18 protein-coding genes are annotated in these 20,565 nt (G+C 35.8%); all 18 read right to left on the bottom strand.

Translation table 11 applies throughout. The annotated features are described in order from the left end of the window. Positions 1-242: 242 nt before the first annotated feature. The 18 genes from ACEWK1_RS10135 to ACEWK1_RS10220 all read right to left on the bottom strand — a co-directional run bounded on the left by ACEWK1_RS10135 (position 243) and on the right by ACEWK1_RS10220 (position 19,633). Complete coding sequence (locus tag ACEWK1_RS10135; RefSeq protein ID WP_416636145.1) at positions 243-3,965, bottom strand: methyl-accepting chemotaxis protein; 3,723 nt, start codon at positions 3,963-3,965, stop codon at positions 243-245. 46 nt (positions 3,966-4,011) lie between these two features. Beyond that, on the bottom strand, positions 4,012-6,570 hold the full coding sequence (locus tag ACEWK1_RS10140) for a chemotaxis protein CheW (RefSeq protein ID WP_416636147.1): 2,559 nt from the start codon (positions 6,568-6,570) through the stop codon (positions 4,012-4,014). Positions 6,571-6,590: 20 nt separating this feature from the next. Then, the gene (locus ACEWK1_RS10145) at positions 6,591-7,031 is read right to left on the bottom strand and encodes a chemotaxis protein CheW (RefSeq protein WP_232273812.1); all 441 of its coding nucleotides are present in this window, start codon (positions 7,029-7,031) and stop codon (positions 6,591-6,593) included. A gap of 362 nt (positions 7,032-7,393) precedes the next feature. Then, on the bottom strand, positions 7,394-7,753 hold the full coding sequence (locus tag ACEWK1_RS10150; protein WP_098799710.1) for a response regulator: 360 nt from the start codon (positions 7,751-7,753) through the stop codon (positions 7,394-7,396). A 28-nt stretch (positions 7,754-7,781) separates the two neighbouring features. After that, the gene (locus tag ACEWK1_RS10155) at positions 7,782-8,234 is read right to left on the bottom strand and encodes a chemotaxis protein CheX (protein ID WP_416636149.1); all 453 of its coding nucleotides are present in this window, start codon (positions 8,232-8,234) and stop codon (positions 7,782-7,784) included. A 210-nt stretch (positions 8,235-8,444) separates the two neighbouring features. After that, positions 8,445-8,720 (bottom strand): STAS domain-containing protein, encoded by a 276-nt coding sequence (locus tag ACEWK1_RS10160; RefSeq protein ID WP_121663393.1) that lies wholly within the window; start codon positions 8,718-8,720, stop codon positions 8,445-8,447. 11 nt (positions 8,721-8,731) lie between these two features. Further along, entirely contained in the window at positions 8,732-10,195 is a 1,464-nt protein-coding gene (locus tag ACEWK1_RS10165; protein WP_416636150.1) for a PAS domain-containing protein, read from the bottom strand. 3 nt (positions 10,196-10,198) lie between these two features. After that, positions 10,199-10,612 (bottom strand): ATP-binding protein, encoded by a 414-nt coding sequence (locus ACEWK1_RS10170; RefSeq protein WP_212137560.1) that lies wholly within the window; start codon positions 10,610-10,612, stop codon positions 10,199-10,201. A gap of 144 nt (positions 10,613-10,756) precedes the next feature. Next, positions 10,757-12,448 (bottom strand): methyl-accepting chemotaxis protein, encoded by a 1,692-nt coding sequence (locus ACEWK1_RS10175; RefSeq protein WP_251397751.1) that lies wholly within the window; start codon positions 12,446-12,448, stop codon positions 10,757-10,759. Beyond that, on the bottom strand, positions 12,445-12,810 hold the full coding sequence (locus tag ACEWK1_RS10180; RefSeq protein WP_251397753.1) for an STAS domain-containing protein: 366 nt from the start codon (positions 12,808-12,810) through the stop codon (positions 12,445-12,447). Before ACEWK1_RS10180 ends, ACEWK1_RS10175 begins: the two co-directional genes overlap by 4 nt. A 2-nt stretch (positions 12,811-12,812) precedes the next feature. Next, positions 12,813-13,232 carry an ATP-binding protein gene (locus tag ACEWK1_RS10185; protein WP_251397755.1) on the bottom strand — a complete coding sequence of 140 codons (420 nt, stop codon included), beginning with the start codon at positions 13,230-13,232 and terminating at the stop codon, positions 12,813-12,815. Between the two features lie 13 nt (positions 13,233-13,245). Continuing rightward, positions 13,246-14,445: a GAF domain-containing SpoIIE family protein phosphatase gene (locus ACEWK1_RS10190; RefSeq protein WP_416636151.1), complete on the bottom strand. Its 1,200-nt coding sequence runs from the start codon at positions 14,443-14,445 to the stop codon at positions 13,246-13,248. Between the two features lie 149 nt (positions 14,446-14,594). Continuing rightward, positions 14,595-15,527: a lysophospholipase gene (locus ACEWK1_RS10195; RefSeq protein ID WP_416636152.1), complete on the bottom strand. Its 933-nt coding sequence runs from the start codon at positions 15,525-15,527 to the stop codon at positions 14,595-14,597. 53 nt (positions 15,528-15,580) lie between these two features. Next, on the bottom strand, positions 15,581-17,242 hold the full coding sequence (locus ACEWK1_RS10200; RefSeq protein ID WP_285849075.1) for a glycerol-3-phosphate dehydrogenase/oxidase: 1,662 nt from the start codon (positions 17,240-17,242) through the stop codon (positions 15,581-15,583). A 200-nt stretch (positions 17,243-17,442) separates the two neighbouring features. Continuing rightward, a complete protein-coding gene (locus ACEWK1_RS10205) occupies positions 17,443-17,985 on the bottom strand; it encodes a glycerol-3-phosphate responsive antiterminator (RefSeq protein WP_212137551.1) in 543 nt (180 codons plus the stop codon). Positions 17,986-18,225: 240 nt separating this feature from the next. Continuing rightward, positions 18,226-18,405, bottom strand: a complete 180-nt coding sequence (locus ACEWK1_RS10210; protein ID WP_212137549.1) for a Fur-regulated basic protein FbpA — start codon at positions 18,403-18,405, stop codon at positions 18,226-18,228. Between the two features lie 37 nt (positions 18,406-18,442). Continuing rightward, complete coding sequence (locus ACEWK1_RS10215; RefSeq protein ID WP_416636154.1) at positions 18,443-18,862, bottom strand: hypothetical protein; 420 nt, start codon at positions 18,860-18,862, stop codon at positions 18,443-18,445. Positions 18,863-18,874: 12 nt separating this feature from the next. Beyond that, positions 18,875-19,633, bottom strand: coding sequence for a hypothetical protein (locus ACEWK1_RS10220; protein ID WP_416636156.1), 759 nt, complete (start codon positions 19,631-19,633; stop codon positions 18,875-18,877). Between the last annotated feature and the right edge of the window lie 932 nt (positions 19,634-20,565).

Consider the following 20,565-nt stretch of genomic DNA (forward strand, 5'->3'; position numbering starts at 1 on the left):
AAGTTACATTTAATTCTTCCAGCCGTTTTGAAATTTTTGCCTCTAAAGAAGAAATATTATTCAAGTAATTTAATCCACAATACTCATAAACTAATTGAGCTAATTGCTTTAGCGCAAAATTTTCCATAGTGAGTATCTCCCTTTTCCTAATCTATTGATGCATAAATAGTATGAAGGGTCAGACACTTTTAAACAGTGTAATAGAATATATTCAACTGTAAGATCTGACCCTTATTTTACTATTAGTTTACTGACTGAAGTGTACGTTGCATGTCCTTGTTCGTATCCTTAATGGTTGATGATAGTCTTGTTACTCCATCAATATCTTTCGCACTTTGCTTAAACATAGCACTAGTTTCATTCATTACTTTTTCTAGCTCAATAATTTCATTTAATTGTAGCTTTGTTGCTTCAGTTATTTCTTCAGATTGATCTTTAACAGCCTGAATAAGCTTTACAACATCATCACTTTCTGTAGTCAATCCTTTTGTTTCTGTCGTAACAATTGTCATTTGATCCGCGATATTGGCAATACTCTTTGTAATGTCTTTGATCAGTGCCGTTTGCTCTGATGTTGATTGGGTCACAAGTTCTGCTTGATTTGTGACATCACTTGTAATCGAAACAATTGATCTAGTTTGTTTTGTTTGCTCTTCAATTGCTGAAGTAATTTGGAGCATTTGCTCTTTTGCAGATCGGATATCATTTGTAATTTCTTCAGCTCCACCTGCTTGTTCAATCGTAGCATTTGTGACCATTTCTGCTTGATTTGCCATAGATTGAGCAGATTGCACTACGCTTTCCGCTTGTTTTGCTTGTTCAACCGTTGCAACTGTTACTTGTCTTACTTGTTCACGGGCTTCTACAACACCTGTGATAATTTCTTCTACTCCTGTTACTTGTTCTTTTACTGATTCTGTTACTTGATTTGCTTGGTTCGTAATGGATTCAACTGCATTTACAACATCTTGTGCTTTTTTTGCTTGCTCATCAGTCGCTAACGTGATTTGTCTCACCTGTTCACGTGCATTCGTTACACCTTTAATGATCTCTGTTACACCAGCTTTTTGCTCAATCATTGCTGTCGTAACCTGGTCAGCTTGATTTGTAACATTTGCCATTGCTTTTACCATCTCTTCAGATTGCTTTGTTTGTTCAACTGTAGCTGTAGTAATCTGCTTCACTTGCTCACGAGCATTGAGCACACTTTTAATAATATCTTCTACTCCAGCAGCTTGTTCTTTCATTGATTCTGTTACTTGTTTTGTTTGCTCAACCATACTACTAACTTCATTAATAATCATTTGAGATTGTTTTGCTTGTTCCTCTGTTGCTACTGTAATCTGCCTTACTTGCTCTCTTGAATTACGAACACCCTCGATTATTTCATCCACAGCAATAGCTTGCTCATTCGTTGCATTTGTCACAAGCTCAGCCTGCTTTGTAACATTCGCAACCGATTCTACAATGCTTTGAGACTGCTGTGCTTGCTCTTCCGTTGCTGTTGTGATTTGCTTTACTTGCTCACGTGCGTTAACAACACTGTTAATAATTTCAGTTACTCCTGCTGCTTGTTCTTTTATTGCTTGAGTAACTTGTTCAACTTGATTTGTCATACTTTCTATTGAGCCAACAATATGTTGAGATTGCTTCGCTTGTTCTAATGTTGCATCTGTAATTTGTCTTACTTGGTTTCTTGCATTCAGAACACCTTTAATAATTTCTTCCACTCCAGCTGTTTGTTCAACCGTTGCTTTTGTTACTAAATCTGCTTGTGTTGTTACATTTTCAACAGATTTTACGATATCCTGTGCTTGTACAGCTTGCTGAGTAGTTGCAGTGGTAATTTGAGAAATTTCTGTAGTAATATTTTCAACACCATCTACAATTCGAATAATGGCATCACTAGCACTGTCTGATAGCTTATAGCCCTGTTCAACTTTTTCTTCACCAATTTCAATTGCCTTTATCGCATCAGACGTTTCACCTTGAATACCTTTAATTAACGTAGCAATCTCCTTTGTCGCGGATGCCGTTCTTTCTGCTAGCTTACGAACTTCATCTGCTACAACACTAAACCCTTTTCCATGCTCACCAGCTCTAGCTGCTTCAATCGCAGCATTTAACGCAAGTAGATTTGTTTGCTCTGCAATATCATCAATCACTTCAATAATGCTACCAATTTCATCTGAGCTTTTTCCTAAACTTTGCATAACCGTAGAAGCTTGCTTAACAACTATTCCAATTTCTTTCATCCCATCGACTGATTGTAAAACGGCATCACGACCATTTTGTGCTTCATGTGCTACGTTTGCTGTTAGTGAATTAACATTTTCAGCATTTGCTGCCACTTGTTCAATAGAGGCAGCCATTTCTTGAATGGACTGATTTGTTTCTTTTGCCGAACTTGTTAAGCTTTCTGCATTTACGGAAACGCCTTTTATTGATTTACCCATTTGCTCAATAGAGGCAGATACTTGCTCAACAGAGCTTGCTGTACTTTGTGCATTTCCTGCTACCTGTTGTATTGACGCTGCAAGCTCTTGGATAGAAGCTGCTGACTCCTCAGCTGATTTATTCAAGCTTTCTGCATTCACTGAAACACCTTGTACTTGACTACCCATTTCTTCAATAGCTGCAGATACTTCCTCAACAGCCATTGCTGTACTTCTTGAATTACCAGCCACTTGTTCGATCGACGCGGCCATCTCCTGAATTGCATCATTTGTTTCTTTTGCTGAATTTGTTAAGCTAACTGCATTTGTTGCCACACCTTTAACCGAATCACCGATTTGCTCAATTGAAACAGAAACTTGCTCAACAGAACTTGCTGCGCTTTGTGAATTCCCTGAAACTTGTTGAACAGATGCAGCCATTTCTTGAATAGAAGCACTAGTAGAATCAACTGAAACTGCTAAAACTTCAGCATTTTGAGTAACTCCTTTAATTTGACTACCCATTTCCTCGATTGCAGCTGACACTTCTTCCACTGATGCAGAAGTACTTTCTGCATTTTTTGACATCTGCAGAGTGGATGCAGCCATTTCCTGGATTCCATCATTTGTTTGTTTAGCTGAGTCTGTTAAACTAACAGCATTATTCGCCACTTGCTCAATTGAAACAGCCATCTCTTCTATTGCTGCGGATACTTCTTCAACAGAATTTGATGTACTGCGTGTATTCCCAGCAACTTGTTGAATAGATGCAGCTAGTTCTTGAATTGCTGCAGTCGTATCTGTAGCAGACAATGTTAAGCTTTCTGCGTTTGCTTCAACACCTTTAATTGATTTCCCCATTTGCTCGATTGAAACGGAAATTTGTTCTACAGAAGCTGCTGTTTTCTCAGAATTCCCCGATACTTGCTGAATAGATGCTGCTAATTCTTGAATAGCCTCACTCGTGCTTTTTGCAGAATCAGTTAGACTTTCAGCATTTGTTGCAACTCCTACTATCGATTTGCTCATTTGTTCCATCGATGCTGAAACATTTTCAATAGATTTTGATGTTTCAACTGAATTTCCTGATACTTGTTCAACTGATGCAGCAATTTCCTGGATAGAGTGTGATGCATCTTTTGCAGATCCTGTTAGTATATTTGCATTTTGTGCAACTGCGGTAATTTGGCTAGCCATTTCTTCCATTGCAGCAGTAATTTCATTTAGTGATTTTGAGCTGCTTGTTACATTGTGATCCAAACCTTTGATTGAATGAAGAATACCTTCTAATGAAGAAAAAGATTTTGCAGTAGACTTTCTTAGGTTTTCTGCATTTGAAACAACACCATTTATTGATCTAGAAATCGTCGACATCATGTTCCCTGTTTGATTTAAAGATGCTGCCTGTTGATCGTTTCCGGTTGAAATTTGTGTCATAACATTATTTAATTGATTAATATCTTGCTCTAAATTTGACGATACTCTCGTTAGTTGCTCCATAGGTACTTTTGTTTTTTTAAAGAAACTCATAGCCAAAGGCCTCCTAGTCGTTTAATAGATTCTTACTTTTTGTCATTTATGGTTGTGATACTAGCTCTGCAGGAAGATCTTGTAGATTAATTGATTGTAAGATCTCATTAAATTCAAGAATTATAACAACTCTATCTTCTAGCTTGCTTATTCCTTTAATGAGATTTGAATGATTATATTGACTACCTGACGGTGGTTGTTCAATAAGACTATTTGTTGTTTTTAACACTTGTGTTACTTCATCTACAAGGAAACCAACATCATGCTGGTTATTTTCAACAACGATGATTCTTGATTTCTTTGTTTGTGACTGTTCTTGCAAATTAAACTTTCTCCTTAAGTCAATAACAGGGAGCATTTTTCCTCTTAAATTAATGATTCCTAATAGATCCTTAGGTGCATTGACGACTTTTGTCATAGCAGGAACGGAGACAATATCTTTAGCACGTTGGATGTCAATTCCATATTCCTCTGTATCTAGCTTAAAGGTGACAAATTGACGTTCGTCTTCTAGTTCTTTTCGTTTATTATCTGTAGCTGTTTCAGTATCTTGTGTACCTTGTTCACGTACGACTGAGGAAACGTCTAAAATGAGTGCAACACTTCCATCACCCATGATCGTTGCACCAGCTATATATGGTGGTGAACCAATATAAGGGCCAAGTGATTTAATGACAATTTCTTGATTACCAATTGTTTTATCAGCTATAATGCCAATTCGTTTGTCTGCAATTCCTACAACAATGACAAATTCACGTTTTTTCTCTTCCACCGCCTCTTCAGATGGATCCAACCCTAGTTTTTCCTTCATTCTCACAAGTGGCAGGACTCTTCCTCTCACAAGGCCAACTTCTTTTTCTTTAATTGTTTGAATATCTTCTTTATTTAATCGAATAATTTCAAGAACATTTACCAGTGGAATCGCAAATGTTTTTTGTCCAAACTTGACTAATAAGGAACTAATAATAGCCAATGTAAGTGGCAACTTAATTGTAAAAGTGGTCCCAACTCCAATTGTTGAATCAATATCGATTAAGCCATTTAGCTTTTCAATATGTGCACGAACGATATCCATCCCAACACCACGACCAGATATGTCTGTGATTTTCTCAGCTGTTGAAATACCTGATTTAAAGATGAGGAACATTGCCTCTTTATCATCTAATTTAGCTGCCTCTTCTTCAGAAATTGTTCCCTTATTAATGGCTGTTTGTTTGATCTTATCTGGGTCAATTCCTTTTCCATCATCACGTATTGAAATAACAATATGATTTTCTTCATGTGCGGCACGAAGTTCAATTTTACCTTTTCTTGATTTGCCTAAGCGTTCACGTTCATCAGCTGGTTCAATTCCATGGTCAATTGAATTCCGAAGCAAATGAATGATTGGGTCGCTAATTTCTTCTATCAAAGTTCGATCAAGCTCTGTTTCTTTTCCAGTCATAACAAAGTCAATTTCTTTATTTGCTTTTTGTGTTGTGTCCCTCACCATACGGGGGAACCGATTGAAAAGTTGTTCAATTGGTAGCATTCTTGTTTTCATCATGCCTTCTTGAAGTTCAGTGATCACACGACTTAAATGATTTGTTACCTCGTCGAGTGTTTCCATATCATCTTCTTGACGCGTATCACGGTCTGCCAATCGACCACGAACATCAACTAATCTTGTTTGGTCAATCACTAATTCGCCTACTAAATTCATTAAGTGTTCAAGCTTATCCACATCTACTCGAACGGTAGGATTAATTTTTGCCTTTTGGTTTCCTACAGGCTTTTCTTCCAGCACTTGTTCTAATTGTGTTTTTTGAATCGGAACAGCCAGCTCTTTTTGATGTAAATTCATATTTTCTTCTGTTATTTGATTGATGTTCACATGCTTGATATCAGATATTTGGTTAATCATTTCAAGAATTTCTTGTTTTGTTTGCATGGTGAGAAGAATAAAAATCATTTCACCTTCAAAGCCTTCAGACTTCTCCATCTCATCAATAGAAGGAAAAGCAGCAACAATCTCCCCTGCTTCTTTTAAATTATTATGAATTAAAAGTGCTCTTACATTTTTCATCAATGCTTCATTTGAGAGCTTAATTGAGACCTCCAATGCATTATGACCAAAGGCTAGGCCACTAATCACTACATTTTTGGTGTAATCATCTAACTCGGTTATGATTTGATCTTTTGAAGGTTTCGCATTTTGGATTTCTTCATCGTTCATTTCTTGTGGATGAAATTCATTCAACTTATCAACATAAGGTTGAATGTTAATTTCATCAAGATTTCCATTTAAAATGCCATCTTTTAAAACTTTGATAAAATCGATGCTTTCAAAAATCACATTAACTAGTTTAGGTGTAACAGCTAGCTTTTGGTTTCGAACCTGATCAAAAACATTTTCTAGATAATGAGTAAATTCTTTCATTTGCTCAAAGCCCATTGATGCCGATGACCCCTTAAGTGTATGAGCGGCTCGAAATATATTCTGAATCGTTTCAATTTTTTCAGGGTGCTGTTCTAGCACTAATATCTCTGAATCTAGTATTTGTAATTGTTCATCCACCTCATCAAGGAATACTCCCAGATAGGCAGATAAGTCAAAATCAGCCATATTGACCTCCTTATAACGTTCTATGAGTGCTCATATAGAACTTTCTCTAAATGAAGAATCCCAATAACTTGCTCATTAAGCTTTGCAAAGCCAGTAAAGATATCTTCATCTACTTTCAAACCAGGTGGGGGTTCTACGTTTTCCTCTTCAAATTTCGTCACCATTCTTACTTCATCGACCATTAATCCTATGTTTTCATTTTTGCCTTGAACAATAACAATCCGATTTTTTTTGTTTCTTTCTGAAATTGGTAATTCAAAACGCTTATGAATACTAACAACCGGAATAATGCTTCCGCGTAAGTTAATAACTCCTTCAATCATTTCATTAATTCCAGGAATGCTTGTAATGGCTGGAACTCGTAGAATTTCAACCACTTCTTCTATGGATAATGAATAAAGTTGTTGATTTACGGAAAATACGACAAATTGAACCTTGCCTATGTCAGAAGCAACCGCCAAATTGATCGCCTCCTTGTATTTATTTGATAGCCTTATTGTGAGGGATGTATTAGATTATGAGTATTGGAGTGGATTCCTATTTTTCTACAAAAGTCGACATGCTTATATAGGATTTGAGACCTATTAAAGGGTCAAGAATATAGTTTCAAAGTTTCACTCTTTCATTTTATAGGAATTGTTTCCTGTATTTTTATAGGATTATCTATCTAAAACTTATTTTTACGCCAAATGTGATTGAGGATTATACGTTGGAGACTAAAACTCAAATTTAGGGAGGTTATGAAAAACACCAACATCATATAATTCTTTTCTAACAGAAAAAAGCCAGACCCAAAGGGTATGGCTTTTTCTACGTCCGTATATTAGGAACAAAATTTCTGAAGTGCTTCTGTAATTCGATCTGGAGAAAATGGTTTCACTAAGAAATCTTTTGCTCCTGCTTGAATTGCCTCAACAACCATTTGCTGCTGTCCCATTGCCGAGCACATGATTACTGTTGCATTTGGGTCAAAAGCTTTAATTTCGCGAACAGCTTGGACTCCATCCATAACAGGCATTGTGATATCCATAGTCACTAAGTCCGGCTTAAGATCTTTATATTTTTGTACAGCTACTTCACCGTTTTCAGCTTCACCAACTACTTCATGTCCTGCTTTTGTGATCATATCTTTTAGCTGCATTCTCATGAATGCTGCATCATCTGTTACTAGTATTCTTGCCATTTGTCTTGCCCCTTCCTTTAAAGCAGCCTTAGTCTAACATTAAGCCAACTGCTAATTTGTTACCATTTTGAAATGTTACCTCTACTTCTATTGCTTCTCTAAATCCAGAAAGTGTTGAATTTCCTTCCATAATGGTTGGAGCTGTAATGTCGATGGTCACACCTTTTGAAAAAATATGCGTACAGAGCCCGCCAGATAGCATATTCCCTAGTTCACCTGAAAAAGATTTTAACATTTCACCCTCTAGTGCCATTCCAAACATTAATTCTCCAATTGAGCCAAAAACATCAGGATCTGCTTTATACAGGATTTTCCCCTTCACAGACCCTGTTACCCCAACAAGAACTCCATATTGTAAGGATAATTCTTTTTGTACAATAGGTACTGAAACATCTTCATATGGAATAGGAACAATCTGTTTAATCGAGTCGAGTATTCCTTCCTGAAAATCTTCTAATGTTGTTGATACAGACGCACTCAATAAAAACACCTCCTGTTTATTGGTTGTTGGTCTCACTATTAATTTTTTATTCTATTAACTGGTATACTTAAATTATATCTAAGACTTTTTTCTTATTATATAGTACATCATTCCTAGGAATGGCTCAATAATAAGGTGGAGTTATTGTAGAAATTTGCGGATTTTCGTTAAAAAAATTGCGCCCGAAAATTTGGACGCAATTTTATATGATTACTTTAAGTTAAAAAGTGTATTAAGCTTTGTGATATGTAACAGTTTTTGAACTTTATCATTTGCATTTAATAGTTCCATTTTCTTTTTCTGTGCATTTGCCACTTCATAGACGGAAACAAAAATAGAAATACCAATACTGTCTACATAGTCGACATTTTTCAAATCAATTAGTAAACCTTGCTTACTCTTATTCAATGTATCGAGCAGAGCAGTTAATATCTTTTGATTATTCCTGAAATTCAATTCTGAATGTTCAATATAAAATGTGTCCATAACAACCTTCCTTATGATAATTTTACATAAATAAAGCAAACATCATCTTCATGTTCCGTTAACATTAGGCGTTTTTTTATTTTATCTAAATTCTTACGTTCAATAAACTCAGCGGAAAAACCGCTTCCATTTTCCGTTAGGATTTCATTCATTCCATCAGTATGCAAAAACAGTTCACTATTTGATTGATAATATATGGTGCTCATCCTAAAATCATAGTTCTTTAGAATGCCTACTGGAATAGAAGTAGAATCGAACGATTTCACAGTATGTTCATTTTTTAAATAAAAATCGGGATGACCTGCATTTATATAATCAATTCTTCTTTTTTTAGTATCTATCAAAAGGTAGATACATGTAAAGTAAAATTTTCCAAATTCTTCATTCTTTTCTAAAAACAAGCTAATTTGATGATGATTCAATTTCGCTAAGACCTCTTTAGGATCTATTATCTGCTGCTCAAGGAGAGAGTTTATTTCTGCGTTAATAGACATTGTAATAAGAGACGGCGCTATTCCATGTCCCATTACATCCATGATCATCACGACATATTGATCCTCATTTATCTGATGCCATTTGTAATAATCCCCTCCTAATTTATTAGAAGGACGATAAAAGCCCTCAATTTCAATTAGATTGTTCGTTAAAGGATGACTAAGGAGCATCTGCTGCAAATTTCTCGCTAAACTTAAATCAATAGAAATATCTAGCTCCATCATTTTTCTTTTTGTTATATCAACTTGTATACCAATAAAGTGAGTAAGCTCCCCATTTGGTGAAAAAACTGGACTAATCGTTAGTTCATTCCAAAAGGTTGAGCCATCTTTTCGGTAATTAAGAATTTCGCAGTGAATTTCCTTCTTCTTTTCAACCGCTTCTCTTAGACTAGATATTGTATGTTCACTAGTTTCCGGTCCTTGGAGAAATCGGCAGTTTTGACCGATTATTTCTTCACTTCTATAACCTGTTATCTCCTGAAAAGATTTGTTTGCAAAGATAATAGGATTATCATGCTGATTAGGGTCCGTTATAATGATTCCAACACCTGTTTGATGAACAGCCTCCGCTAATAAAAAGTTTTGTTCCCGCAATTGCTTTTTTTCATTCCTCAAGACCATTAGATTTCCAACATCTTTTAGGACAAACCATATGTATTCCTTTGAATCATGTATGATTGTATCAAACCAGAAGCTGTAATAATGCTTGTTTTGATTACTTGAGATGGCTGTGATGATCATATCCATATGAATATCACCAGCCTGCATCATTGGGTATTGTTCTTTTAACAATTGAAGGGATTTTTCCGTTAGAAAGTGAAACTCCGAGTAATGTTTACCTGTAAAATCATCTTGATGGTAGCCCAAAACATTTTGAGCTTTTTCATTAACGTAAACATATCTCCCCTTTTTATCCATGACAAAAACGATCTCAGGGTAATGTTTAAATAGTTTCTCGAAAATAGTTTGTTCCTTCATTTGTTAGCCCTTATCCAGGTGATAGGCTAAAAAAACTTTACGTCCGTTATCGGAATAGCTTATCATATCTGAACATTTTTTCATGATGGCTATTCCTCTGCCTCTAATACTTCTAATATTATTTTCAAAATACTGATCAGGATTACCAATATGTTCTAACTTTTCTTTATAATCAAATCCTTCTCCTTTATGATCACATTCAACAGAGAAACATTTTTCTTTCACTTCTAAATTTAAAGTTATTGGAATAGCTTGGTTTTCTTTCGTTCCATGCTCTAGCGCATTGTTAACTGCTTCCATAATTGAAAAAATAATCACTGTTTTTTTTGCCCTTGCACATTTTTCAATAAATGCCTCGATGTCAGGCAAGCTTTGCTGAAATTGGTCGTGATCAGTAAAAACAAATGATTTTTTCATAAAATAATCCCCTAGTATCGTTTATTTTCTCTGGTAAGATATGTTTATTTTTTAAAAACAGTTTTTCCTAATTTCTTGTAAGTATGCAGAAATAGCATTATGTAGGAAAGCACGATACTTAGTTTCAAGTATCGTGCTTCTTTTTTATAGTTTAAAGACTGTAAGCTCTTGTTTTAATTGTTCAGCCATCTTTGCTAGCTCTCTTGCGCTTTCTGACACTTCCTCTATCGTCGCGCTTTGCTCTTCAGTGGACGCTGCAGCTTCCTCAGATAAAGCTGCTGATGCTTCAATCACTTCTGTAACCTTTTCAATTGACTCAAGAACAGAGCTTGTATAATTTCTTAGTTCTGAAAAGATATTTTTCACCTGTGAAACTCCTTGCTCCGTTTCCTGTACATTGGATACTATTCTATGAAGAGATTCTCCACCTTTTTCAATTAATCCGACCTGTTCTTTTACGGAGACAAGATTTGTTTCCATTGTATTTACAGTCACTTTTGTTTCTGACTGAATATCTTCAATTAATGTTGTAATTTGGTTAGCTGCGTTATTCGATTGCTCTGCAAGCTTACGAACTTCATCTGCTACAACAGCAAATCCCTTCCCATTTTCACCGGCTCTTGCCGCTTCGATCGCAGCATTCAATGCTAGTAAGTTTGTTTGATTAGAAATGTCTGAAATCACTGTAATAATACTACCAATTTCCTCAGAACGTTTACCAAGCTTTTGGATGGATTCTGTAGCAAATTCAACAGTATTCGTTACTTTTCCAAGATGCTGTATCGCTTCATTGATTGCCATATTTCCTTGACCAGCTTCTGTTGTTGAACGCTTTGCCAATTCGAGAGTTCCATCAATAATTTGACCGCCCACTTCAACATGGCTTGCTGTTTCTTTCATTCTATCTAATATATTATTAGCTTCAGAGGATTGCTTCGAAACTCCTGCTGCAATTTCTGTTGTTGTACTAGCAATTTGAGAACTCATTTCCCCTGTTACGTCTGCACTTGCTGATAACTCCTCTGAAGTTGCTGCTGTTTGATCAGCTGTTTCAATCACCTTTGCGATAAGGTTCTTCAGGTTCGTTTTCATTAGATTGATTGATTGTGATAACTCACCAATTTCATCGTTCAGTTTTGTGTTAATTTCATTACCGGTTAAGTCACCATCAGCAATTTGCTTAGAAAGTACAGTCATTTTTTGTAATGGTTGAATTTGACGATGAATCACCCACCACATAATAAGAGCAATAACGATTAATGCAACGATCCCCTCAACCAATAGTTGAAATTGAAAGTTAGATGTCATTGTTTCGTAAGCTTCAGTTGAATGACCAACAAAAAACATTCCAATGATTTCGCCTGCAGAATTTTTAATAGGTTCATAAACAGTAACTAAATTTTTCCCAACTACATTAGCTTCTCCGATATATGTTTCACCTTTGGCTAATGTCACAGCAGCAACAGCATCTGAAACCTTTGTTCCAACTGCTCTCTCTCCAGCTTCATTTTTAACATTTGTGGTAACCCTTGTATCTCCTTGGAAGACCGTCACAGCATTACTAGTTAGTTCACCAATGGAATCTACAATCTCTTCGTTATCGTTTACCTTTGTATCGCCTTTATATAGCTCATCACCTTTTAATGTCCATTCACCAGGGTATTGTTGATCGATTAGTCCTTTTGCTACTTTCAAATCAGTATTTAAATTCTCTTCAGCAAGATCTAGCACTTCTTTTTTGACTGTATGAACAGATTGAAAGATTAAGATTGACGTGCCAATAAGGAAAAGAATTAGAAACCAAAGAGTTAACTTTCCTTTTACACCTAATTTCATAGCTCTCTTCCTTCCTTTACTTTTCTTTGCGCTTCTTCTAAACTCGAACAAATAATAAATAACTTATTTAGCTTAGCAATCGTAAATAACTCTCGAATAAAGCTGTTTTCAATAATTAAAAAGGTCGTTTTATCAGAATCAATGTAATTCAAAAAGGTAATAAATAACCCCATGCCGGTACTATCAACCATTTTTACAGCTGTAAGGTCAAATACATAGTTTGTGGCTTCTGGATTGATTTTTTCAAGGATAGCTTCCTTCGATTCTTGCGTATATCCATATGTTAGCTTTCCTGATAACCTGAAAAGCTGATATTCTTTTGTTTGTTCCATTTCTGTTATTTCATTTCTAGTTTCGTCCAATTCTAGGCGCCCCTTTCTTTCTTAACTAAAACCGTAAATAGACCATCTTCATCATTTTGATGAAAAGAGATACTGTCTACTAGCTCTCTTACCATAAGCAGTCCCCGTCCACGTTCCTGTAAAAGGATATCTTCAAGCTCATGAGTGAAGACTTCACCTTTCACACCACCACATTCATCAGTTATATGAATGATGTACTCTGAATGAGTCATTTCAACATGTGCATAAATAGAATAAAGTGATGACGGAGCAGAAAAGGTTTTCACCGTTGCTTCAAAAGAATTTATTAGTAGTTCATGAGCAATAAAGCAAATATGGTCTCTTACAGAACATTGATAAAGTGATAGTTGCTCCCTAATTTTTTGCTCTAGTTTCTCAATTTCATTTAAATCACATGGAATTTTAACATTTAACGTAAACATAAATACCCCCACATTATTTAACCGAAATTGATACCGCACAAATATCGTCGTTTAATGTTTTTAATCGACTTACTTGGTCCTTCATCAACGGAATGATGGATACTTGATTGCTAACATACTCTTTATATCGATCCATTAATGCTAAAATAAGTTGCTGCGAATCATTTTTTTCGATTAAATGATCAAGTACTCCATCCGAGTAAAGGAGAATTTCACATGGAGTTTGGTAGGTTACACTCGCTTCTACATAGGGTAACTCATCCAATATTCCTAATGGTACGCCACCTTCCTCCAACATTTCAGAAGTTCCGTTATGATTGACTAGCATTCCTGCGGGGTGTCCGGCATTATAATACTTAATCACATTGTTGTTCGTATCAATTACTAGATAAATACCTGTTATAAAGGTGGTAACCTTGGAATTATTCTGAAACCACTCTTTTATTAAACGATTTAACTCACACATTACTTCATAAGGAGAGTTCACATCATTTACTATGTTTTTTAAAATAGGTGTAATCGCCATTCCAATCATTGCAGATGAAACTCCATGTCCCATAACATCCAGGACAATCGCTGTGTACACGCCATCCTTTACTTTACACCATCGGCATAAATCCCCCGATAAATGGGAGGAAGGAGTGTAAAGGAAATCAATCTTTATCTGTTCATCATCTATTTTTTCACTTAAAAAAGAAGTTTGAATATTCTTCGCTAACTGCAGCTCTAGTGTTATTTGTTCTTCATATTGTTTTAGCTTTGAATATGCCTCTTCCAGGCTAATGGTATTGCTGATAAAGCTTGCATACATCTCCAAAACAGAAATGTCCTTTTCACTTAAACTATTAGGAAGGGGATCTAGAGCACATAATGTTCCAAATACGGATCCATCTTGCATGTAAATCGGCACTCCTGCATATGATCCAATTGAAAAGGCATCTGTTACAGCCATACTTTTAAACGGCTCTTTATTTTCTGCATCTTTTACTAATAAAGGTTTTTTATTGTTAGCCACAATATGGCAGTACGACATTTCGACTGGTTCGTCCACATTACGAGGAATTGGACATCCGCCTTCCAGATTGAATTTTTCTAGTATTTTAAATCGGTTATTTCTAGTAGATGCGACAAAAAATGAACGAGCCGTTATCGTTTTACTCATTAATTGCATGACGTTTAAAGCAGCTTGTTCAAACTTTTTTAATTTACTCATAGATCTCCCTTATTCCTGTGGATTTTACATGCTGTTTACTAAGATAACAATAAAGAGTCTTTCTTCTTATATCGACATAATTCTACATTTTTTTATATTTTTGTCAAAATAAAAAATGTTAGCTTGTTTTACAAACTAACATTTCATCTTCACTTTTTATTCAATTGCTTTTCCAGCCATTGTAAAAGATCTTTAAACACTTCATCACGATTTACTTCGTTTAACATTTCATGACGACCATCTTTATAGATTTTACAATCAATTTCAACTATTCCATGCTTTTTCATTTGTTTTATCAATCCTGATACTCCTTTTGAATAGTTTCCAACAGGATCCATATCTCCGCTGAAAAGATAAAATGGTATATTCTTTTGAACCTTTTTTACTTCTTTATCTTCTTGGATGAGTTTAAGTCCATCATATAGATCGTAATAAAAGCTTGTTGTTGCCGGTTTTCCACAATAAATATCATCCATGTAATTCTTTATTTGCTGTGGATCACGGGACAACCATTCAAACTCTGTTTCAGCATTTACAAACCTTTTATTATAACTGCCTGTTGTTAATCGATTTAACAATTGACTCTCAGCCTGGCTACCATACTTTTTTATTTGTGACTTTGCAATGAGTTTCGCAAGTGATAATGAAACGGGGGAATTTCCACCTGTACCTGACAAAATTACACCGTGAATATCCGTTTGAAAGCGTTGTAGAAAACGTCTAACTAAAAAAGATCCCATACTATGACCCATTAAAAATATAGGGACAGAGGGGTACTGCTCACGAACATGATCATAAACTTCCTTTAAATCATCTACCACTTTCTCAAACCCATTATCTTCTGCAAAGTAACCACTATTTCCACTTTTTTCTCCTGTTCGCCCATGTCCCCGATGATCATTTCCAACCAAATATATTCCATTAGAAACTAAGAATTGAGCAAATGTTTCATAACGTTTAATATGTTCAGCCATTCCATGTGACAACTGAATAAGTGCTCTTGGTTTCTTTGTTTCATCCGACCATTTCACAACAAAAACCTCATGTCCATCTTTCATTGGTAACCAATATTCTTTTTTCAACTCATCCACTCCTTAATAAGGGAGTTGGAGCACGCTCCTCCCCCCTTCACAGCCTACCTTTCATCAACCGGTGTAACCGCATCTTTTAATTCTTGATCTAATTGTACCTGATAATTCTTTATTTGATCTTCTGTCCAATTTAATTTTTTTGCCATGAACAGGATCACTTTTTCCTTCCAGGTAATCACCCAGTTACGATCAAAAAATAAAGCTCCTGTCCGGCGAATAAAGAAATCAACCGGCTTCACCACCATTTCATGCTCGATGGCGTACATAAGCTGAGCATATACACCCCTTGATAAACCCATTGCATCATGATTATGATAGCTATTGCTATACTCAAAAACTAAATCCACATTTGATCCGTATTGCTTTGCTAAAAAATGACCTTCTTCTTTAGTAAAACCGTATTTAACTGCCTCTACCTCTTTTTTCTTAATAAAAGCCATAAATCCCTTCGAACCGCCTACATTACCACCTGAGATTGGATATGTTTTCGTTTGAGAACGTTTGAAGGAAACGCCCTGTGAGGATTCACTGATTCTCATTGAAACGAGATCCACTACTGACTCAGCCATTTTTCGATAGCCTGTTAATTTTCCACCAGCAATTGTTATAAGCCCACTGTCAGCTTCCCAAATCTCATCCTTACGAGAAATTTCAGAAGGGTCTTTTCCTTTTTCGTAAATCAATGGACGCACTCCAGCCCAGCTTGATTCAACATCTTCCTTTGATAATTTCACATTCGGAAACATATACGTTATGCTGTTTAAAATATAATCTCGGTCTTCTGCAAGCATTTTTGGATTGGCTGTGTCTTCCTCGAAAAATGTATCTGTTGTTCCTACATACGTTTTCCCATCACGTGGAATAGCAAAAACCATTCGTCCGTCTGGTGTATCAAAATAAACAGCTTGCTGAAGAGGGAAAGCAGATTGGTCAAGTACTAAGTGAACTCCTTTTGTTAAACGAAGCTGTTTGTTATTTCTCGAATAATCCTTGTTCCGTACATCATCCACCCAAGGACCAGCTGCATTTACAACTTTCTTGGCGGAGATGGTATATTGCGTTTGTGTGAGCATATCCATCACTGTCGCACCTGACACTTTATTATCTTTATATAAAAGATCAACTGCTTTTGCATAATTTACGATATGAGCTCCATTTTGAACAGCTGCCTTTAATACTTCAATCGTTAACCTTGCATCATCTGTTCGATATTCAACATAGTAGCCCCCACCTTTTAACCCCTTTTTCTTAAGTAACGGCTCTTTACGTAATGTATCCTTTGCAGACAACATTTTACGGCGTTCTCCCTTTTTTACACTTGCTAAAAAATCATAAAATCGTAACGCAACGGAGGTAGTGAATGTGCCAAAGGTTCCTCCTTGGTGTATCGGCAACAGCATCCATTCAGGGGTTGTGACATGTGGTCCATTTTCATACACAATTGCACGTTCTTTCCCAACCTCAGCCACCATCGCTACTTGAAATTGTTTTAAATATCTTAATCCACCATGAACAAGTTTTGTTGAACGACTCGATGTTCCTGCAGCAAAATCCTGCATTTCAACAACTGCGACCTTCATCCCGCGAAGGACAGCATCCAACGCAATCCCAGCCCCTGTAATTCCTCCCCCAATAACGAGCAAGTCGTATTCCTGTTTATCCATCGTTTCAAGAAGTGCACCTCTTGTTATACTTGAAAACTTCATCATTTCGACATCCCCTTAGCGTCAAATGTAAGGCTTAATAAAAGGACGGATTACTAACAAAAAAGAGACCAAACAACATCATAGACAAATGACTATAATGTAGTTTGGTCTCTCCGAATCTCTAACCGTCTTATTAACTTACTATTATTGTAGCATTTTACGGAAAGTATGGAAAGATTTCTGTTCAATAACAACACAGTCTACTTGCTGAATTTCCATAGCTCTCTTTTGGATGTAGTAATCGCATCAGCACCAGCCTCAAGCGCCTTTTCCACTTCTTCCGGTGTCCGAATAAGACCTCCGGCAAGAATCTTTGTATTTGTTCGTTCCTTTACCTCTTGAATCATCCACGGCATTGCCCCTGGGAGCACCTCAATGTAATCAGGCTTTGTTTTTTCAAGTAAACGATAGCTTCTTTCCAAAGCATGTGAATCAATTAAAAACATTCGTTGAATGGCGACAACACCCTTTTGCTTAGCTTTTAAAATCACATTAGATTTTGTAGAAATAAGACCATACGGATCAAACTCCTGGCATATGTATTCAGCAGCATAATCATCATTTTTCAGCCCATGTATTAAATCAACATGGTAAATCAACTTTTTATGATGCTGCTCTGCTAATTTATGAAAATTGCCTAATTGAGAAATGTGAGTTTCAAGGAATATTCCGATCTCATAATCACTTTGTAAAAATTTCTCAAACTGTTTGATTGAGGAAAAAGCCGGTAAAATTTTTTGCATGGTAGTTCCTTTCCTTTAAATAAAAGTTCTATACCAAGCTTAAATTTAAATAACGTATTTGTAAATAAAAGGTTTTGGCATGAAACTGAAAAGCAAAAAATGGATAGGGATATGATTTCGTTAGTTTATAAGGAAAAGTCACGTTTCTACTAACTTTCATTTATAAGAACTTTTCCCCTTTCTAGCATTTAACTAGTAAGAAAACGACCGTGGTATACCTCAATCCCACGATCGTTATTTTCACCTTAATCCGCTATGCACATGATGTCCCGTTACTACTTTATACTCACTCTCCAACTCACTAAGAGTTAGTTCATATAACTGACGATTATCTGAAGATTTATAGTAATCTAGCCTTAACAATTGCTGAATGACCTGTTCCTTTTTCAAGCGAATTGCTTTTTTAAAGATTTCACCCATATTCGTCCACTCCTTTATTAAAGAATGATAGGAAAATCTACAAAAATTGACTTTCAATCTCCATTTGATGAAGAAAGTGCTCTAATCTTACTTTAAGTTCCGATGACTCTTTTAAGCATTTTGTGCTATGCAAAAAAGAGGATTCATCACCTTTCCCCAGCGACTGATCTATTTGAAACTTTAAATGATTTATTTTTAATTCAATATCCACTAATGAAGCTAGATAACCTTTCGTAAAATATTTATCTAAATCGTCCAGAGCTATATAAAAATGCCAATGTCTATTTAAGATGACTAAAATATACCACCCTGTATCAAAAAGAAATTTTTTATCATTTGTCACTTCAATAAAGTCCTCTTTTTTAATTTCAAGAACATCTGAGTGATCTCCGTCCGGACAAAAACAATCAACTATATGCTCAAACGATTTGGTTACAATTAAATAATGATGATGCATGTACTTTCCTCCTTAATGCCAGTTATTTTTAATTCTGTTCGGTCTTACCGGATGATCCTCCTGACATCTGTCAGTAAATGGACAATTAACACAATCACTTAATGAACCGTTTTGAACCAATTCTTTCATATATTCCAAATACATAACACCTTTTGGAATATCCTTCACAGAAGGAGTTGTAACAAATACTTCTCCCTCCATTAAAGAGTAAATCTCAATTCTTTCTGGTAAAATGCCAAAAGCTTCGTAAGAGAAAACGGCTAGTAAATGAGTGTAAAGATCTATTAATTCCTGGTCTGCATCCACAAGGAATTTTTTAATAGTAAATGACTTTATTGACCATTCAACCAATTCAAGTGTAATGGAAAACTGCATCTCCAATCCCTTCATATATGTATGAAGCTTCTCATATAAAATCAAAGGTGGTATGTCATGGTCTTTGGTAGAAAGAAACTGCAAAAGATGATCAGTTGTTTTGGCCAAAACCATATAATATTTCTCTTTAGACTGAAAGTAGCGAAGACTAACATTACTCCAATAACGATCAATTAACTTAAAGGCCATTAAATTTGTCTGTTCTTTTACTGGCAACTGATAATAAGCCTGAACAACTCCATTAATAAGTAATTGAACAATCTGTCTCCACCTTATATCACTTTCATTTCCCTCTAGAGTTTGCTGGTAATAAATTTTATATGGACATTTAATAAATGACTCTAAATGCTCATCAGTCATCGGACTTATATAAGTCTGGTTGTTTTTATGTACCATTTAGAATCCCTTCCTTTTTCCGCTAAATGAAATTCGTTCTCATTGTTAATCATAATCAAGTAGACCTGCTCCACAGCAGGGACAGACCGGATCGTCATGATTTTCTGTACATTCGAGAAAACCGCAAAGTGCACAATAATTGAATACAATGATGGGCGTTGTCTGTTCCATCATACACTCCTAGTAGATGAAAATGATTATCATTATCCTTTGAGGATATTTTAAATGAAAACAATTCTCAATGTCAAGCAGATCTTATGACTTTGTTTTTAGACGTAATACATGAGAAAAATGAACAGAAATGTTTTCGTGGAAACATTTAATGGCATACAAAAAAGCTTGGTGACCAGCCAAGCTTTTTCACTATATAGGGGGTTGGGGAAAATCGAGTTTCAAGATGAATCAAGGCAACCCTGCTTTGAACGACCGCTTAGTGACGACTATGTAAAGTAAGGTGTAATTGATTATCTCTATAATCATATGATAATGATTCTCAATATCACTGTCAATGGCTTTTATGAATTTTATTAATTTTTTTTGTTTATTGATGGAGAGCACTAGGTGCAAGTAGTCTTTGTGTACTGTTGGTTTCACGTTTCTTTTCACTTTTTATGATCGGCTTAGAGAAATTCGGCTATTATCGGGAGACATTTTGGTCTCAAGGCCTGATTTGTGTCCCGATTCTTATACTATTGAGACACATTTTGTTTCCTCGACCTGTTTTTTGTCCCGATTCCTCTTCTATCGGGACACATTTTGTTTCCTCGACCTGTTTTTTGTCCCGATTCCTCTACTATCGGGACACATTTTGGTCTCATGACCGGATTTCTGTCCCGATTCCTCTACTATCGGGACACATTTTGTTCTCATGACCTGATTTCTGTCCCGATTCCTCTTCTATCTGGACATATCTTGTTCTCACGACCTGATTT

It is taken from the genome of Metabacillus sp. YM-086 (assembly GCF_048059995.1).
Classification (GTDB): Bacteria; Bacillota; Bacilli; order Bacillales; family Bacillaceae; genus Metabacillus; species Metabacillus litoralis_B.

Bases quoted from the DNA above. Each gene is read 5' to 3' on its own strand.
- ACEWK1_RS10220 (WP_416636156.1), bottom strand. From the start codon at position 19,633: ATGGTACATAAAAACAACCAGACTTATATAAGTCCGATGACTGATGAG.
- ACEWK1_RS10170 (WP_212137560.1), bottom strand. From the start codon at position 10,612: ATGAAAAAATCATTTGTTTTTACTGATCACGACCAATTTCAGCAAAGC.
- ACEWK1_RS10175 (WP_251397751.1), bottom strand. From the start codon at position 12,448: ATGAAATTAGGTGTAAAAGGAAAGTTAACTCTTTGGTTTCTAATTCTT.
- ACEWK1_RS10160 (WP_121663393.1), bottom strand. From the start codon at position 8,720: ATGGACACATTTTATATTGAACATTCAGAATTGAATTTCAGGAATAAT.
- ACEWK1_RS10150 (WP_098799710.1), bottom strand. From the start codon at position 7,753: ATGGCAAGAATACTAGTAACAGATGATGCAGCATTCATGAGAATGCAG.
- ACEWK1_RS10165 (WP_416636150.1), bottom strand. From the start codon at position 10,195: ATGAAGGAACAAACTATTTTCGAGAAACTATTTAAACATTACCCTGAG.
- ACEWK1_RS10140 (WP_416636147.1), bottom strand. From the start codon at position 6,570: ATGGCTGATTTTGACTTATCTGCCTATCTGGGAGTATTCCTTGATGAG.
- ACEWK1_RS10135 (WP_416636145.1), bottom strand. From the start codon at position 3,965: ATGAGTTTCTTTAAAAAAACAAAAGTACCTATGGAGCAACTAACGAGA.
- ACEWK1_RS10200 (WP_285849075.1), bottom strand. From the start codon at position 17,242: ATGAAGTTTTCAAGTATAACAAGAGGTGCACTTCTTGAAACGATGGAT.
- ACEWK1_RS10190 (WP_416636151.1), bottom strand. From the start codon at position 14,445: ATGAGTAAATTAAAAAAGTTTGAACAAGCTGCTTTAAACGTCATGCAA.
- ACEWK1_RS10210 (WP_212137549.1), bottom strand. From the start codon at position 18,405: ATGGGTGAAATCTTTAAAAAAGCAATTCGCTTGAAAAAGGAACAGGTC.
- ACEWK1_RS10205 (WP_212137551.1), bottom strand. From the start codon at position 17,985: ATGCAAAAAATTTTACCGGCTTTTTCCTCAATCAAACAGTTTGAGAAA.
- ACEWK1_RS10215 (WP_416636154.1), bottom strand. From the start codon at position 18,862: ATGCATCATCATTATTTAATTGTAACCAAATCGTTTGAGCATATAGTT.
- ACEWK1_RS10185 (WP_251397755.1), bottom strand. From the start codon at position 13,232: ATGTTTACGTTAAATGTTAAAATTCCATGTGATTTAAATGAAATTGAG.